This window comes from Streptomyces inusitatus (assembly GCF_014651115.1).
Taxonomy (GTDB): Bacteria; Actinomycetota; Actinomycetes; order Streptomycetales; family Streptomycetaceae; genus Streptomyces; species Streptomyces amakusaensis.
The window spans coordinates 715,926-731,486 of the sequence record NZ_BMWG01000002.1 but is presented as its reverse complement, the minus strand read 5'-3'; the positions used below and the strand labels follow the sequence as shown (position 1 = coordinate 731,486).

Genomic DNA, 15,561 nt, shown 5'->3' with positions numbered 1-15,561 from the left:
TCAACTGTTGTTCATGAGGTTCTACGCGCGTCAGGCCGCCGCATCTCCGTAAATATCACGGTGGCAGGAGTCGTCCTCGCTCGCACAGCTCACACCGCCGTACGCGCCCACCCCTATTTCGGCGAAGTTGACCACGCTCTCGGTACCCGGCTCGAAATATCCGCTGTGGCCGACGGCCCCCGCCGCCGACATCACCCGGGCCCCGAACTCGGGGGCCACCGGGTCCTCGCCGTGCCCCAGCCCGCCGACCTCCAGATGCGGTACGACCTCGATCCAGTCGTCCCCGTCGCGCATCGCCCAGACCCGGGCGCGGGCCCGCAGCCCCGCCACATTCTCGGCGCGCATCCCGGGGCTGCCCGCGACCGCGATATCGGTGACCCGGTCCGGCAGCCGCCGCGCGGCGACCCCGCACACCACCGAACCGTAACTGTGGCAGAACAGGGCGACTTCGGACTTACCGGGCAGTGCTTCGGTGAGCGAGGCCAGCCGTACCGCGCCCTTGTGGGCGAGCCGTCCGGTGGCGGAGTCCATCCCCACTCCGACGGGCGCGGTGTAGTCGGCCCAGGCGATGACGGCGGTACGAGTACGGGGGGAGGCGGCCCGCTGGGCGGCGTACAGCGACTCCGCCATGCCGGCGGGGGCCGAGTACTTCCCGCTGGTCCGCTCGAAGGTGACCAGACGGGTGTCGACGCCCGGGACGATCACCGAGACGCGCTCGGCGCGTTCGAGGTCGCCGAAGACCTCGGCGACCCGGCCGCCGCCCGCCGGGTCGAAGGCGAGGATCTGGCGCCCGGGCCTCATCAGCGTCTCGTAGCGGTGTATCAGCAGCCCGGCCTGGTGCCGGCCGTCCGCGCTCAGCCTCGCGGTGAGGGCCCGGCCGCGCTCCAGCTTCAGCGAGCGGGCGATCGCCACCCGGTTGGCGCGGTAACGGAGGGCGGTCGGAGCGCCGTTGAGATTGCCGACGATCAGCGGGAAGCGGGTGGCGAGCCGGGTGCGCTGGACATTGCCGAGCGAGGCGAAGAAGGCGGCGAGGCGGCCCGGCGGCTCGGTGGTCCCGGGGAGGGGCCGACCGCCGATCCGGACCTCGCGCCAGTCGCTCAGTTCGGCCTCGGCCAGCTGGGGCGGGGCGCTCGGATGACGTACGGCGGTCCAGCCCGTGGTCGCCAGCATCAGGAACACCACGGCCAGCGCGAGCAGCATTCGCCAGAAGGCGATGGTGGGGGAGGAGTCGAAGGAAGTCACTGCGGGACACCCTAGGAGAAGCACGCGGGGGCTCGCCCGGACCGTGAGGCAGATCACGTGTTCAAGGGTGAATGGAGGGGAAGGGGCGAGCCTTTGCCGACCCGCCGGGTCCGCCCGCTCCGGTCTCCCGGACCTGCCTGCCGCCCGCCGGGTCCGTTCGGTCCGGTCGCCGGGTCCGTCACGTCAGGGGGCCGGGCTCCGCCAGTCCGCCGCCATCGCCGGGCCGAAGCTGTCCAGGGACGCCACCATCAGATCCCGCAGCGCCCGCACGCTCAGATCGTCGCCCTGGCTCCACAGCCGCCCGGCCACCTTCATCACTCCGCTGAAGGCGGCCACCGCGAGCCGGGGCCGGGGGTCCGATGCGTCCAGCCCCTCCCGCTCGGCGATCAGCGCGGCCATCTCCTCCTCCAGCTCCATGGAGCGGCGCAGATGGGCGGCGATCAGCGCCGGAGTCGACTCGATCAGCAGATAGCTGCGCATGTGGAGGGAGACCGGAACGGACTCCCCGATCGCCTCGCCGAGGCTGTCCCAGCCGGCCAGCACCGCGTTGCGCATCGCCTCGAACGGCCTCTCCTCCGGCGGCCTCGCCCGCATCAGGGTTTTGACGTGGGCCTCGATCCGGCTCTGGGAGGCGAGGGCGACCTCCTCCTTGCCGGCGAAGTACCGGAAGAAGGTGCGCTGGGAGACCTCGACCGCTTCGGCGATCTCGTCCACGGTCGTCCGCTCGTACCCCTGGGCGATGAACAGCTCCAGCGAGGCCCGCACCAGCGCCTCGCGGGTGAGCTGCTTCTTCCGCTCGCGCAGCCCTTCAGGCGGTCCCGCACGCAGTCCTGCACGCAGTCCCACACGCAGTCCTTCGCGCGGCTCTGTCGCCTCCGGCGCCGGCCCGACCGTCACACAGTCCCCACTTCTCGTCTCGGCACGACTGCCTCTCCGAGCACCCGGTCCGAACCGGGCGCATATGTGACAGTTACCGACTACTGAAACAGTTTGTCAACTGTCAGTGGCTGACATTAGCCTGACGGCATGACTAGTCAGACCGCCGTCGCCCCACCGCCGAAAGACCCCAAGTCCCCAGCCCCCGCACCGTCGAAGGGGCTCAGGGGTCACCCGTGGGTCACCCTCGTCGTCGTGGCCGTCGGCGTGATGATGGTCGCGCTGGACGGCACGATCGTCGCGATCGCCAACCCCGCCATCGCGGACGACCTCGACGCCACCTTCGCCGACGTCCAGTGGATCACCAATGGCTACTTCCTCGCCCTCGCCGTCAGCCTGATCACCGCGGGCAAGCTCGGTGACCGCTTCGGCCATCGACAGACCTTCCTCATAGGCGTGGTCGGCTTCGCCATCGCCTCCGCCGCCATCGGCTTCTCCGAGACCATTCCGATGGTGGTCGTCTTCCGGGTGGCCCAGGGCCTCTTCGGCGCGCTGCTGATGCCCGCCGCGCTCGGCCTGCTGCGCGCCACCTTCCCCGCCGAGAAGCTGAACATGGCGATCGGCATCTGGGGCATGGTCATCGGCGCGTCCACGGCCGGCGGCCCGATCGTCGGCGGTCTGCTGGTCGAGCATGTCAGCTGGCAGTCGGTCTTCTTCATCAACGTCCCGGTCGGCGTCCTCGCGCTCGTCCTCGGCCTGGTGATCCTCAAGGACCACCGCGCGGAGAACGCGCCGCGATCCTTCGACATCCCCGGCATCCTGCTGCTCTCCGGCGCGATGTTCTGTCTGGTCTGGGCGCTCATCAAGGCCCCCGAGCCGAGCTGGGGCTGGGGCGGCGGCAAGACCTGGGGCTTCATCCTCGCGGCCGTCGCCTGCTTCGCGCTCTTCGCCTTCTGGGAGAGCCGGGTCAAGGAGCCGCTCATCCCGCTGAAGCTGTTCCGCTCGGTGCCGCTGTCGGCCGGTGTGGTGCTGATGGTGCTGATGGCCATCGCCTTCATGGGCGGGCTCTTCTTCGTCACCTTCTACCTCCAGAATGTGCACGGCCTCAGCCCGGTCGACGCCGGACTCCATCTGCTCCCGCTCACCGGAATGATGATCGTCGGCTCTCCGCTGGCCGGTGCGCTGATCACCAAGGTCGGTCCGCGCATCCCGCTGGCCGGCGGTATGACGCTCACCGCGATCGCCATGTTCGGCATGTCGACCCTCTCCACGGACACCGGCAGCCTCACCATGTCCCTCTGGTTCGCCACACTCGGCCTCGGCCTCGCACCGGTCATGGTCGGCGCGACCGAGGTCATCGTCGGCAACGCGCCCATGGAGCTGTCGGGTGTCGCCGGCGGGCTCCAGCAGGCCGCCATGCAGATCGGCGGCAGCCTCGGCACAGCGGTGCTCGGCGCGGTCATGGCCTCCCGGGTCGACACCGACCTCCCGGGCAACTGGGCCGACGCCAAGCTCCCGCCGCTCACCGAGGCACAGCTCGACGAGGCCTCCAAGGCCGTCGAGATGGGCGTGCCCCCGGTCACCCCGGGCACCCCGCCCGAGATCGCGGCCAAGATCGGCGATGTCGCCCACGAGACCTTCATGTCGGGCATGGGGCTGGCCAGCCTGGTCGCCGCCGGAGTCGCGGCGGTGGCCGTCTTCATCGCCCTGCTGACCAAGCGCGGCGCCAACGCCCAGGCGGGCGCGGGCGCGGCCCACATCTGACCCCCACTCCGCCGCCGGGCACACCGTCCCCGCACCGCGTCACCCACAGCCCCGCCAGGCCCAGCCCGGCGGGGCTGTCCCCTATGCGGGTGATCTCCCTCCGGACCCCTTCCCGCCGCCGGGCCGCGCCCGCCAGAGTGCGGTCACATCATCCGTACGACATACCGGAGCCGACCGCCATGCGCACTGCCACCACCACTGCCGCCGCCGCCACCGCCCTGGCCCTCGCGGCGCTCCTGCCGACCGCCGCCCCGGCTGCCGCCACCGCCACCGCCACCGCCGCCCCGGCCGCCGCCGCCCGGCTCGGCGAGTGCCCTCCCGGTGCGCTCTGCCTCTGGGCCGGGGAGTCCTTCACCGGCCTCCGCCAGACCCATGAGCTGTACGAGACCGGCACCGACAGCTGTGTCCCGCTCCCGCCGGGCGACACGGCCCTCTCCCTCGCCAACCGCACCGGCCGGCCCGTCACCGTCCACCAGTCCCCGGAGTGCGAGGAGACCGGCGAGTTCGACACCTACCCGGGCTCGGGCGTCTGGACGCCGAACACCCCCTTCCAGGTGCGGGCGTTCATGGTCCGGGAGAGCTGAGCGGCACCGAATCGCGCCCGGGGGAAAGGGTGTTAGCCTGACCCCGATAGCTAGATAGAACGATCAATCTAGTCCCCTCGGGGCGACAGGAGCCGGAATGAGCGAGCAGCCGATCACCGTCATCGGACTGGGCCCGATGGGACGCGCCATGGCCGGCGCGTTCCTCGCGAAAGGTCACCCGGTGACCGTGTGGAACCGAACCGCGAGCAGGGCGGACGACCTGGTCGCCAGGGGCGCCTCACTGGCCGCCACCCCCGCCGAGGCCCTGTCCGCGGGCGAACTCGCCGTCCTCAGCCTGACCGACTACGACGCCATGTACGCGATCCTCGAACCCGCCGCCGCCGCGCTGCCGGGGAAGACCCTCGTCAACCTCAGCTCGGACACCCCGGACAAGGCGCGCGCGGCGGCCGCCTGGGCTGCGGGCCACGGCGCGCGCCACCTCACCGGAGGGGTGCAGGCGTCCCCCGAGGGCATCGGCCGGCCGGAGACGTTCACCTACTACAGCGGCCCGAGGGACGTCTTCGAGGCCAACCGGGCCGTACTGGAGGTTCTCACCAGGACCGACTACCGCGGCGAGGACCCGGGCCTCGCCGCGCTGTACTACCAGCTCCAGCTTGGCGTCTTCTGGACGACCTCACTGGCCTTCCTGCACGCCCTCGCGGTGGCGCGGAAGAGCGGGATCGACGCCGGGGAGATACTGCCCCATCTCTCCGGCACGGTCGCCGGAATGCCCGACATCTTCGGCTTCTACGCCTCGCGCGTCGACGCCGGACAGCACACCGGGGACGCCGACAGGCTCTCCATGGGCGCCGCCAGCATCGACCATGTGGCACGGACGGCGAGGGACGCCGGGGTCGACGACTCGCTCCCCGCCGCCGTGCTGGCGCTCTTCGAGCGGGGCATCGCGGCGGGCCACGCCGACGACAGCTTCACCCGCCTCGTCGAGCACCTCGCGACCCCCGGGGCTGCCTGACTCCGGCCCCCTACGCGTCGCCGCCCGCCGAACCGGGGTCGGCCGCCCGGACGTCGAGCAGCTGGTAGCGGTCCACCGCCTGCTTCAGCGCCGAGCGGTCGACCTTGCCGTCCCGGGCCAGCTCGGTCAGCACCCCCAGCACGATCGACTCCGCGTCGATGTGGAAGTAGCGCCGGGCCGCGCCGCGCGTGTCCGCGAAACCGAAGCCGTCCGCGCCGAGCGATCCGTACCGCCCGGGCACCCAGCGCGAGATCTGGTCGGGCACCGAGCGCATCCAGTCCGAGACCGCGACGAAAGGCCCCTCGGACCCGGTCAGCTTCCGGGTCACATACGGCACCCGCTCCTCCTCCTCCGGGTGCAGCAGATTGAACCGCTCCACCTCGACGGCCTCCCGGCGCAGCTCGTTCCAGGACGTCGCCGACCAGACGTCGGCGCGTACGTCCCACTCCTCGGCGAGGATCCGCTGCGCGTTCAGCGCCCAGGGCACCGCCACCCCGGAGGCCAGGATCTGCGCCGGGACCGAGCCGGCCGTACCGGCGCTGAAGCGGTGGATCCCCTTGAGGATGCCGTCCACATCGACGTCGGCGGGCTCGGCCGGGTGCTGGATCGGCTCGTTGTAGACGGTCAGATAGTAGAAAATGTCCTCGGGGCTCTCGCCGTACATCCTGCGCAGACCGTCCTTGACGATGTGCGCGATCTCGAAGCCGTAGGCCGGGTCGTACGCCACACACCCCGGGTTGGTGGAGGCCAGCAGCTGGGAGTGGCCGTCCGCGTGCTGGAGCCCCTCGCCCGTCAGCGTCGTACGCCCGGCGGTCGCGCCCAGCACGAAGCCGCGCGAGAGCTGGTCGGCCATCTGCCAGAACTGGTCCCCGGTCCGCTGGAAGCCGAACATCGAGTAGAAGACATAGACCGGGATCAGCGGCTCGCCATGGGTGGCGTAAGCGGAGCCCGCCGCGATCAGCGACGCCGTGCACCCGGCCTCGGAGATGCCGTCGTGCAGCATCTGGCCGGTCGGCGACTCCTTGTAGGCGAGCAGCAGTTCACGGTCGACCGACTCGTACTGCTGGCCGAGCGGATTGTAGATTTTCGCGCTCGGGAAGAACGAGTCCATGCCGAAGGTGCGGTACTCGTCCGGCGCGATCAGCACGAACCGCCTGCCGATCTCCTTGTCCCGCATCAGATCCTTCAGCAGCCGGACGAACGCCATCGTGGTGGCGATCGACTGCTGGCCGGAGCCCTTCCGCACGGAGGCGTACGTCTTGTCGTCCGGCAGCGCCAGCGGCTTCGCCCGCACCACCCGGCTCGGCACATAGCCGCCCAGCGCGCGCCGGCGGTCGTGCATGTACTGGATCTCCTCCGACTCCGGGCCGGGGTGGTAGTACGGCGGCAGACCGCTCTCCAGTACGGCGTCGGTGACGGGGATGTGCAGCCGGTCCCGGAAGCCCTTGAGGTCGTCGACCGTCAGCTTCTTCATCTGGTGGGTCGCGTTGCGGCCCTCGAAGTTCGGCCCCAGCGTCCAGCCCTTGACGGTCTGGGCCAGGATCACGGTCGGCTGCCCCTTGTGCTCCTTGGCCGCCGCGAACGCCGCGTACACCTTGCGGTGGTCGTGGCCGCCGCGCCCCAGATGCAGGATCTGCTCGTCGGTCATGTTCGCGACCATGGCGCGCAGCCGCTGGTCCCCGCCGAAGAAGTGCTCGCGGATATATCCGCCGGTCTCGGTGGCGTACGTCTGGAACTGGCCGTCCGGCGTGGTGTTCAACTTGTTGACCAGCAGGCCGTCGCGGTCCTGCGCCAGCAGCGGGTCCCAGGAACGGTCCCAGACCAGCTTGATCACATTCCAGCCCGCGCCCCGGAACTGCGACTCCAGCTCCTGGATGATCTTTCCATTGCCGCGTACCGGACCGTCCAGACGCTGGAGATTGCAGTTGACGACAAAGGTGAGATTGTCCAGATTCTCCCTGGCCGCGATCGACAGCTGACCGAGCGACTCCGGCTCGTCCATCTCGCCGTCGCCGAGGAACGCCCAGACGTGCGAGGCGGAGGTGTCGGCGATGCCCCGCGCCTGCATGTAGCGGTTCATCCGGGCCTGGTAGATGGCCCCGAGGGGGCCGAGGCCCATGGAGACGGTCGGGAACTCCCAGAAGTCCGGCATCAGCCGGGGGTGCGGATAGCTGGAGAGGCCGTCAGGGGCCTTGGACTTCTCCTGGCGGAAGGCGTCGAGCTGGGCCTCGCTGAGCCGGTCGAGCAGAAAGGCGCGGGCGTAGATGCCGGGGGAGGCATGGCCCTGGAAGAAGATCTGGTCGCCGCCGTCACCGCCGTCCTTGCCCCGGAAGAAGTGGTTGAAGCCCACGTCGTAGAGGGAGGCGGAGGAGGCGAAGGTGGCGATGTGCCCGCCGACCCCGATGCCCGGGCGCTGCGCCCGCGAGACCATCACGGCCGCGTTCCACCGGGTGGCGTTGAGGACCTTGCGCTCGATCTCCTCATTGCCGGGGAAGAAGGGCTCGTCCTTGGTGGCGATGGTGTTGACGTAGTCCGTGCTGCGCATCTCCGGCACGGCGACGCGCTTCTCCCGGGCCCGCTCGATGAGCCGGAGCATCAGATACCGGGCCCGCTCCCGCCCGCGTTCGTCGACGGCGGCGTCGAGGGAGTCCAGCCACTCCTGGGTCTCTTCGGGATCGAAGTCCGGGACCTGGCTGGGCAGGCCGCCAATGATGATCGGGTTGCGATCTGATCCGGAAGCCACGCTGTTCCTTCGCTGCTCGGAGGTTCCGCGGTTTCGCGCGGGAGCGTCCCGTGGGGACCCGCGGAGGCGGAGAGGGTCGGGCGGTGCGGCACCGCCTCCATCGTGTACCCCGGGGAGGCAAACTTCATCTCTACCGAGGGGTAACCCTTGATCTCTCCGGCTTCCGGACCGGCCCCGTGTTGACGCGGGCGACCGGGTCAAGGGCTTGTCCGGGGCTCGCGCGCCCGGGCAAAGCGTAATGTTACGCCCATGCCCGTAAAGCGTTCCGTTTGGGTGTTCGGTTCCGATCGCGCCGCTCTGTGGACGTAAAGTGGCAAACAAGTCCGAATGGTGTGGCACATTGCACGGGTCGTGGCCGAACGTGTCTGGAGTTGCGTCGAGACGGGCGCAAACATCACCGTTTCGGCGGTCTGGACGGCCGGGTACTTGCGCGATCCGCCCCGCCCGTGTGGACTACGGCCAACGCCACGCGTACGCGCGGGGCCGCAGCATCTACCGAACATGATCAGGAGGCAAGCCGTGAGCGCGACCGCGGACCACGCGGAGGAGCGGACCAACCCAGCAGCGAGGCTGGGGTTCGAGCCCGGACAGGTGGTCCAGGAGATCGGCTACGACGACGACGCCGACCAGGATCTCCGCGAAGGCATCGAGTCCGTGACCGGCCAGGATCTCGTGGACGAGGAATATGACGACGTCGCCGACGTGGTCGTCCTCTGGTTCCGCGACGAGGACGGAGATCTGACGGACGCACTGGTGGACTCCATCGGTCTTCTGGAGGACGGCGGTCTCATCTGGCTGCTGACTCCGAAGACCGGCCGGGACGGGTACGTCGAGCCAAGCGACATCAGCGAGGCCGCCCAGACCGCCGGGCTCTCTCAGACCAAGAGCATCAGCGTGGCCAAGGACTGGGCCGGCAGCAGGCTGGTGGCCCCCAAGCGCTGAGCAGTCACAGAGAGTGAGTCCTGGATCCTGAACCGGGACATGAGTTCCAGGCCCCCTCCGGGCATCGCCCGGAGGGGGCCTTGGCACACCCGGACGCGCCCCCGGAGTGCCCCGCGGGTCCCCCGGGGCACCTAGGGTGGACCCATCACCCGAACGGACTCAGTGAAGGGATCCACCCGTCATGGCGATCGAGGTCGGCACCAAGGCCCCCGAATTCACGCTCAAGGACAACCACGGGCGCACGGTGAGCCTCGCCGAGTTCCGCGGCGAGAAGAATGTGGTCCTCCTCTTCTACCCCTTCGCCTTCACCGGCGTCTGCACGGGCGAGCTGTGCGAGCTCCGCGACGAGCTGCCGAAGTTCGTCAACGAGGACACCCAGCTCCTCGCCGTCTCCAACGACTCCATCCACACCCTGCGCGTCTTCGCCGAGCAGGAGGGCCTGGAGTACCCGCTGCTCTCGGACTTCTGGCCGCACGGCGAGGTCTCGCGGGCGTACGGCGTCTTCGACGAGGAGAAGGGGTGCGCCGTCCGGGGCACCTTCGTCATCGACAAGGAGGGCGTCGTCCGCTGGAGCGTCGTCAACGGCCTCCCCGACGCCCGTGACCTGAACGAGTACATCACCGCGCTCAAGGCGCTCTGACCGCCCCCGGATCCTTCGGCCGGCCCGGGCCGCCACGACCGCCCGCGCCAAAGCCTGTCTCGCGCGGGAACCGGTCACTAGGATCCATTCGTTGATCCGAACACCGACGCACCATGGGGGCGCTGCCCCTGAAACCAATGGAGGGACTCGTGGGAGTCAGCCTCAGCAAGGGCGGCAACGTCTCGCTGACCAAGGCCGCGCCCGGTTTGACGGCCGTTCTCGTGGGCCTGGGCTGGGACGTCCGTACCACCACCGGCACGGACTTCGACCTGGACGCCAGCGCTCTGCTGACCAACGCCGAGGGCAAGGTCGCCAACGACGGAAACTTCGTCTTCTTCAACAACCTCAAGAGCCCCGACGGCTCGGTCGAGCACACCGGTGACAACCTCACCGGCGCCGGCGAGGGCGACGACGAGCAGATCAAGGTCAATCTGGCGGGTGTCCCCGCCGATGTCGACAAGATCGTCTTCCCGGTCTCGATCTACGAGGCCGAGAGCCGCAGCCAGTCCTTCGGTCAGGTCCGCAACGCGTTCATCCGCGTGGTCAACCAGGCCGACAATGTCGAGCTGGCCCGCTACGACCTGAGCGAGGACGCCTCGACCGAGACCGCGATGGTCTTCGGCGAGCTGTACCGCAATGGCGCGGAGTGGAAGTTCCGCGCCATCGGCCAGGGGTACGCCTCGGGCCTGCGCGGCATCGCGCAGGACTTCGGGGTCAACGTCTGACCGGACGGTCCCCGTCGCGGGTTCCGGCACCGCCCGCCGCCGAGTCCCTCACCGGGCGCGGCGGCGGGCGTCCGGCCCGTCTGTGGCCACGTCTGTCGTCGAGGAGGATCCAGATCATGGGCGTCACGCTCGCCAAGGGAGGCAATGTCTCCCTCTCCAAGGCCGCACCGAACCTCACCCAGGTGCTGATCGGGCTCGGCTGGGATGTCCGTACCACCACCGGGGCCGACTTCGACCTCGACGCGAGCGCGCTGCTCTGCGGCGGCGGCCGGGTCCTGGGCGACGAGTACTTCGTCTTCTACAACAACCTCAAGAGCCCCGAGGGCTCCGTCGAGCACACCGGTGACAATCTCACCGGTCTGGGCGACGGCGACGACGAGTCGCTGCTGGTGAACCTCGCCGAGGTGCCGGCCGGTGTGGACAAGATCATTTTCCCGGTGTCCATTCATGACGCCGACCGCAGAGGCCAGGCATTCGGCCAGGTCAGCAATGCTTTCATCCGGGTGGTCAATCAGGCGGACGGCCAGGAGCTGGCGCGTTACGACCTGAGCGAGGACGCCTCGACCGAGACCGCGATGATCTTCGGTGAGCTGTATCGGTACGGCTCCGAGTGGAAATTCCGCGCGGTGGGCCAGGGGTACGCGTCGGGCTTGAAGGGCATCGCTCTAGACTTCGGGGTCAATGTTTCATAAATCCGCGCACGGAGCGGGAAACCCGCACTCGGCGCGGGGGCGTCCCTCCCCCGAGGATCCGTCGGGGAGGGCCCCCACGGAAACGATTGGGTGCCAGTGGTTCTGAAAACCTTCGGCTGGTCCTTCGCGGTCACCGCGCTGGGTTTGGTCGCGGCGGTGCTCTACGGCGGATGGGCGGGGTTCGGGATCGTCGCGATCCTGTCCATCCTCGAAATCTCACTCTCCTTCGACAACGCGGTCGTCAACGCCGGAATCCTGAAGAAGATGAATGCCTTCTGGCAGAAAATCTTCCTCACCATCGGCATTCTCATCGCCGTATTCGGCATGCGGCTCGTCTTCCCCGTCCTCATCGTGGCCGTCAGCGCCCAGCTCGGCCCCATCGAGGCCGTCGAACTGGCACTGAACGACAAGGACAAATACCAGGAACTGGTGACCGACGCCCATCCGTCGATCGCCGCCTTCGGTGGCATGTTCCTTCTGATGATCTTCCTTGACTTCGTCTTCCAGGACCGGGAGATCAAGTGGCTCGCCCGGCTGGAGCGGCCCCTCGCGAAGCTGGGCAAGGTCGACATGCTGTCGGTCTGCATCGCCCTGATCCTGCTGCTGATCAGTGCCACCACCTTCGCCAAGAGCGCCCATCAGCACGGCGGCGGACACGCCGACAAGGCGGAGACGGTACTGCTCTCCGGTGTGGCCGGCCTGATCACCTATCTCGTCGTCGGCGGACTCTCCGGGTACTTCGAGAAGAAACTGGAGGACGAGGAGGAGCGCGAGCACGAGGAGGAGGAGAAGGCCCGGCGCAGCGGCAAGAAGGTCACGGCCGTCGCCGTCGGCGGCAAGGCGGCCTTCTTCATGTTCCTCTACCTCGAAGTCCTCGACGCCTCCTTCTCCTTCGACGGGGTCATCGGCGCGTTCGCCATCACCAATGACATCGTCCTGATGGCGCTCGGCCTCGGCATCGGCGCGATGTACGTCCGTTCGCTCACCGTCTATCTGGTCCGCGAGGGCACCCTCGACGACTACGTCTATCTGGAGCACGGCGCGCACTACGCGATCGGTGCGCTGGCCGTCATCCTGCTGGTGTCCATCCAGTACGAGATCCCCGAGGCCATCACCGGTCTCGTCGGGGTCGCCCTGATCGGCTGGTCCTTCTGGTCCTCGATCCGGCGGAACCGGGCGATCGCGGCCCGGCAGAAGGTTCTGGAGAAAAAAGCCTGAGCCGCACTCCGTCGCCGGGGTGTGACCGGCGGTGGAATGAGGAACGCTCTGAGCGGGGCGGTTTCGAGGCGCCGTCCTCGGGCCGCCCCGCGCGGCGCGCAAGCGTTCGGGTGGGGTTCGACGAGAGGACTGGGGGCGGGGCATGGCCTTCTGGGACAGCCTGTGGCAGAGCAGATCGGCGCAGTTCGACATGGGTGTCGGGGCCAACTCCATCGCCCTGACGCGGCGGCGGCCCTCGGTGTCGCTCACCAAGCAGGGGGCGGCGACCGGCCATCTGCGCGTCAACCTCTCCTGGCGGATGCGCGCCTCCGACTTCGGGGGCAAGTCACGGCAGAGCGGACAGCTGCTGCGGCACCCCTTCAAGCTGTTCAAACCGGAAGTGGTCCAGGCGCACACCCAGGGCATGGTCAATGTCGACCTCGACCTCGGCTGTCTCTACGAGCTGGCCGACGGCAGCAAGGGCGTGGTCCAGCCGCTCGGGGACTTCCTCGGCTCGGCCAATGAGCCGCCGTACGTCCGGCTCAGCGGCGACGACCGGTTCGGCTCGGGCACCGGCGAGACGATCTACGTCAATCTCGATCACCACGCCGAGATCAAGCGCCTGCTGTTCTTCGTCTACATCTACGACCAGACGCCTGCCTTCGACCGCACCCATGCCCTGGTGACCCTCTACCCCAGCAGCGGCCCCCGGGTGGAGATAGAGCTGGACGAGCAGGCCCCGCAGGCCCGTTCCTGCGCGGTGTTCTCCCTGGAGAACGTCAAGGGGGAGCTGGTGGTCCGCCGCGAGGTCAAGTTCGTCTACGGCTTCCAGGCGGAGCTGGACCGACTCTACGGCTGGGGCCTCCAGTGGGGCCGCGGTTACAAGACCCGGGCGTAGGGCGCGCCCGCGAGATCCCGTCCACCGGGGCTCCGGGCCGATCGGGGCCGGACGACCCGGGGCCGGACGACTCGGGGCAGGACGGCTCAGGGCCGGATGAACTGGGGCCCCATCGGCGGCAGCCGGAAATCCGGATCGGGGACGAAGGCGGCGGCCGGCTGCGGATAGCCGTAGCCGGCCCGGCCCCGGCCCGAGTCCGGCTGGGGATAGCCGTAGGCGGGCCGCGCCGGATCGGCGGCGGGCCGCTCGGGCACGGCGGGCGGATAGCCGTACGCCGGGGCGGGCGCGGCCGGCGGCCGTGCCGGGGGCGCGGGCATCGCGCCCGGCTCCGCCCCGGCCCCCGCGTTCTCGTCCACCGAGATGCCGAATTCGGTGGCGAGACCGACCAGACCGGTCGGATAGCCCTGCCCCACCGCGCGGAACTTCCAGCTGTCCCCGCGGCGGTACAGCTCGCCGCAGATGATCGCGGTCTCCTGGCCGGTCTCCGCCCGCACATCGAAGACGGCCAGCGGCTCGCCATCGGCCAGGGCGGCGTCGTACAGCAGTATCCGCAGGTCGTGCACCTGCCGGAAGGTGTCGCCGTCCGAGGAGGCGGCCAGCACCACCTGGTCGACGGAAGGGTCGAGCGAGGCGAGATCCGCCTCGACGGTGTCCGTCAGATGGTCGCCGACCCGCTTCTTCGACAGCCGTCGTACCAGCCCCGAGGGGTGGCGCGGCTGGTTGTAGAAGACGAAGTCCTCGTCGGAGCGCACGCGGGCGTCGGGGCCGAGGAGCAGGGCCGAGGCGTCCACATCGGGGAGGCCGGGGCCCGGGGTCCAGCGCAGTACGGCGCGTACCGCGGTGGCGTGGAGCGGAACGTTCGAGCCCTTCATCATCGCGTGCGTCATGCCCGTCATCCTGCCTTCTCGGGGGCGGCCCGGACAATGCGGCGCGAGTGCCGGGGGCCGCCGCCCCCGGCGGGCGGGGTGAGGGGTCCCCGGCTCCCGTGGGGTACATATGGAGAGCATTCAGGTGTTACCGGTAGTTCACGGACTCCGGGAACTGATGACACACATCTGTACGTACTATTACCGGCCACGTCAGTAAGGCGGGCCGCCCGGCAGTACGGGGGAGTTATATGCATCATTTCGGGCAAATCGCGCCCACCGTTCGCGAACGGCTGTTTCATCGCCAGCCCGGCGAGTTCACCGCCGCGTCCTCGCCCCGGATACTCGCGGCGGCCCTCGGAGCCACGCTCTACAGCCCCGCCACCCGTCCGAGGCTCGCCGACGACATCCGCAAGCAGATCGGCAGCGGAGTGGTCTCCATGGTCCTCTGCCTGGAGGACTCCATCGCCGACGCCGAGGTGGCCGACGCCGAGGAGAACCTCGTACACCACTTCGCCGACCTCGACGAGCGCGGCGGTGAGCTGCCGCTGCTCTTCATCCGGGTCCGCGAGCCCGCCCAGATCCCCGATCTCACCCGGAGACTCGGCCACACCATCCGAAGACTGTCCGGTTTCGTCCTTCCCAAATTCACCGAAGAGCGGGGCGTCCCCTTCCTGGAGGCGCTTACCGCCGCCGAGGCCGCCGCCGGCCACCGGCTCTTCGCGATGCCGGTCCTGGAATCCCCCGAACTGCTCCACCTGGAGTCCCGCGCCGAGACCCTCGCCGGGATCGCCCGCACCGTGGACAAGTACCGCGACCGGGTACTGGCCCTGCGGCTCGGCGTCACCGACTTCTGCTCCGCCTACGGGCTGCGCCGCTCGCCCGACATGACCGCGTACGACGTCCAGATCGTCGCCTCCGTCATCGGCGACGTGGTCAATGTGCTGGGCCGCGCGGACGGCACCGGCTACACCGTCACCGGACCGGTCTGGGAGTACTTCCGCCGCCAGGAGCGCATGTTCAAGCCCCAGCTGCGGCGCAGCCCCTTCCTGGAGGTGAGCGCCGAAGCCGTGCGCAACACCCTCATCGAACACGACCTGGACGGTCTGCTCCGGGAGATAGAGCTGGACCGGGCCAACGGGCTCACCGGCAAGACCTGTATCCACCCCTCGCACGTGCTGCCCGTGCACGCGCTGTCGGTCGTCAGTCACGAGGAGTACAGCGACGCCCAGGACATCCTCCGCCCCGAACAGGGCGGCGGCGGGGTGCTGCGCTCCTCGTACACCAACAAGATGAATGAGGTGAAGCCGCACCGGGCCTGGGCCGAGCGCACCCTGCTGCGCGCCGAGGCCTTCGGCGTCGCAAGGGAGGAGATCGGCTTCGTGGAGCTGCTCACGGCCGGTATCACCGGCGAATGAC

14 protein-coding genes are annotated in these 15,561 nt (G+C 69.4%); 10 read left to right on the top strand and 4 right to left on the bottom strand.

Annotated features, from left to right (window positions below; translation table 11 throughout):
* Nucleotides 1-30: 30 nt before the first annotated feature.
* Complete coding sequence (locus IE247_RS07165; RefSeq protein WP_190122016.1) at nt 31-1,242, bottom strand: alpha/beta hydrolase; 1,212 nt, start codon at nt 1,240-1,242, stop codon at nt 31-33.
* Nucleotides 1,243-1,425: 183 nt separating this feature from the next.
* Complete coding sequence (locus tag IE247_RS07160) at nt 1,426-2,082, bottom strand: TetR family transcriptional regulator (protein WP_190122129.1); 657 nt, start codon at nt 2,080-2,082, stop codon at nt 1,426-1,428.
* Nucleotides 2,083-2,268: 186 nt separating this feature from the next.
* On the opposite strand from IE247_RS07160, the gene IE247_RS07155 reads away from it, so the two are divergent.
* From IE247_RS07155 to IE247_RS07145, 3 genes are all read left to right on the top strand, one after another.
* Nucleotides 2,269-3,882, top strand: coding sequence for an MFS transporter (locus tag IE247_RS07155; protein WP_190122015.1), 1,614 nt, complete (start codon nt 2,269-2,271; stop codon nt 3,880-3,882).
* Nucleotides 3,883-4,061: 179 nt separating this feature from the next.
* Nucleotides 4,062-4,466 carry a peptidase inhibitor family I36 protein gene (locus tag IE247_RS07150; protein WP_190122014.1) on the top strand — a complete coding sequence of 135 codons (405 nt, stop codon included), beginning with the start codon at nt 4,062-4,064 and terminating at the stop codon, nt 4,464-4,466.
* A 97-nt stretch (nt 4,467-4,563) separates the two neighbouring features.
* Nucleotides 4,564-5,439, top strand: coding sequence for an NAD(P)-dependent oxidoreductase (locus tag IE247_RS07145; protein ID WP_190122013.1), 876 nt, complete (start codon nt 4,564-4,566; stop codon nt 5,437-5,439).
* 10 nt (nt 5,440-5,449) lie between these two features.
* On the opposite strand, the gene aceE is transcribed toward IE247_RS07145, so the two are convergent.
* The gene (gene aceE, locus IE247_RS07140) at nt 5,450-8,182 is read right to left on the bottom strand and encodes a pyruvate dehydrogenase (acetyl-transferring), homodimeric type (RefSeq protein WP_190122012.1); all 2,733 of its coding nucleotides are present in this window, start codon (nt 8,180-8,182) and stop codon (nt 5,450-5,452) included.
* 519 nt (nt 8,183-8,701) lie between these two features.
* On the opposite strand from aceE, the gene IE247_RS07135 reads away from it, so the two are divergent.
* The 6 genes from IE247_RS07135 to IE247_RS07110 all read left to right on the top strand — a co-directional run bounded on the left by IE247_RS07135 (nt 8,702) and on the right by IE247_RS07110 (nt 13,276).
* Entirely contained in the window at nt 8,702-9,124 is a 423-nt protein-coding gene (locus tag IE247_RS07135; RefSeq protein WP_190122011.1) for a DUF3052 domain-containing protein, read from the top strand.
* 181 nt (nt 9,125-9,305) lie between these two features.
* Entirely contained in the window at nt 9,306-9,764 is a 459-nt protein-coding gene (locus IE247_RS07130; RefSeq protein ID WP_190122010.1) for a peroxiredoxin, read from the top strand.
* Between the two features lie 149 nt (nt 9,765-9,913).
* Nucleotides 9,914-10,489 carry a TerD family protein gene (locus tag IE247_RS07125; protein ID WP_190122009.1) on the top strand — a complete coding sequence of 192 codons (576 nt, stop codon included), beginning with the start codon at nt 9,914-9,916 and terminating at the stop codon, nt 10,487-10,489.
* 116 nt (nt 10,490-10,605) lie between these two features.
* Entirely contained in the window at nt 10,606-11,181 is a 576-nt protein-coding gene (locus tag IE247_RS07120; protein WP_190122008.1) for a TerD family protein, read from the top strand.
* A gap of 96 nt (nt 11,182-11,277) precedes the next feature.
* Complete coding sequence (locus IE247_RS07115; RefSeq protein WP_190122128.1) at nt 11,278-12,399, top strand: DUF475 domain-containing protein; 1,122 nt, start codon at nt 11,278-11,280, stop codon at nt 12,397-12,399.
* 142 nt (nt 12,400-12,541) lie between these two features.
* Nucleotides 12,542-13,276 carry a TerD family protein gene (locus tag IE247_RS07110; RefSeq protein ID WP_190122007.1) on the top strand — a complete coding sequence of 245 codons (735 nt, stop codon included), beginning with the start codon at nt 12,542-12,544 and terminating at the stop codon, nt 13,274-13,276.
* Nucleotides 13,277-13,362: 86 nt separating this feature from the next.
* Here the strand turns inward: IE247_RS07110 and IE247_RS07105 are convergent, their stop codons facing one another.
* Nucleotides 13,363-14,172: a TerD family protein gene (locus IE247_RS07105; RefSeq protein ID WP_190122006.1), complete on the bottom strand. Its 810-nt coding sequence runs from the start codon at nt 14,170-14,172 to the stop codon at nt 13,363-13,365.
* Between the two features lie 221 nt (nt 14,173-14,393).
* On the opposite strand from IE247_RS07105, the gene IE247_RS07100 reads away from it, so the two are divergent.
* Nucleotides 14,394-15,560 (top strand): HpcH/HpaI aldolase/citrate lyase family protein, encoded by a 1,167-nt coding sequence (locus tag IE247_RS07100; RefSeq protein WP_190122005.1) that lies wholly within the window; start codon nt 14,394-14,396, stop codon nt 15,558-15,560.
* Nucleotide 15,561 lies beyond the last annotated feature (1 nt).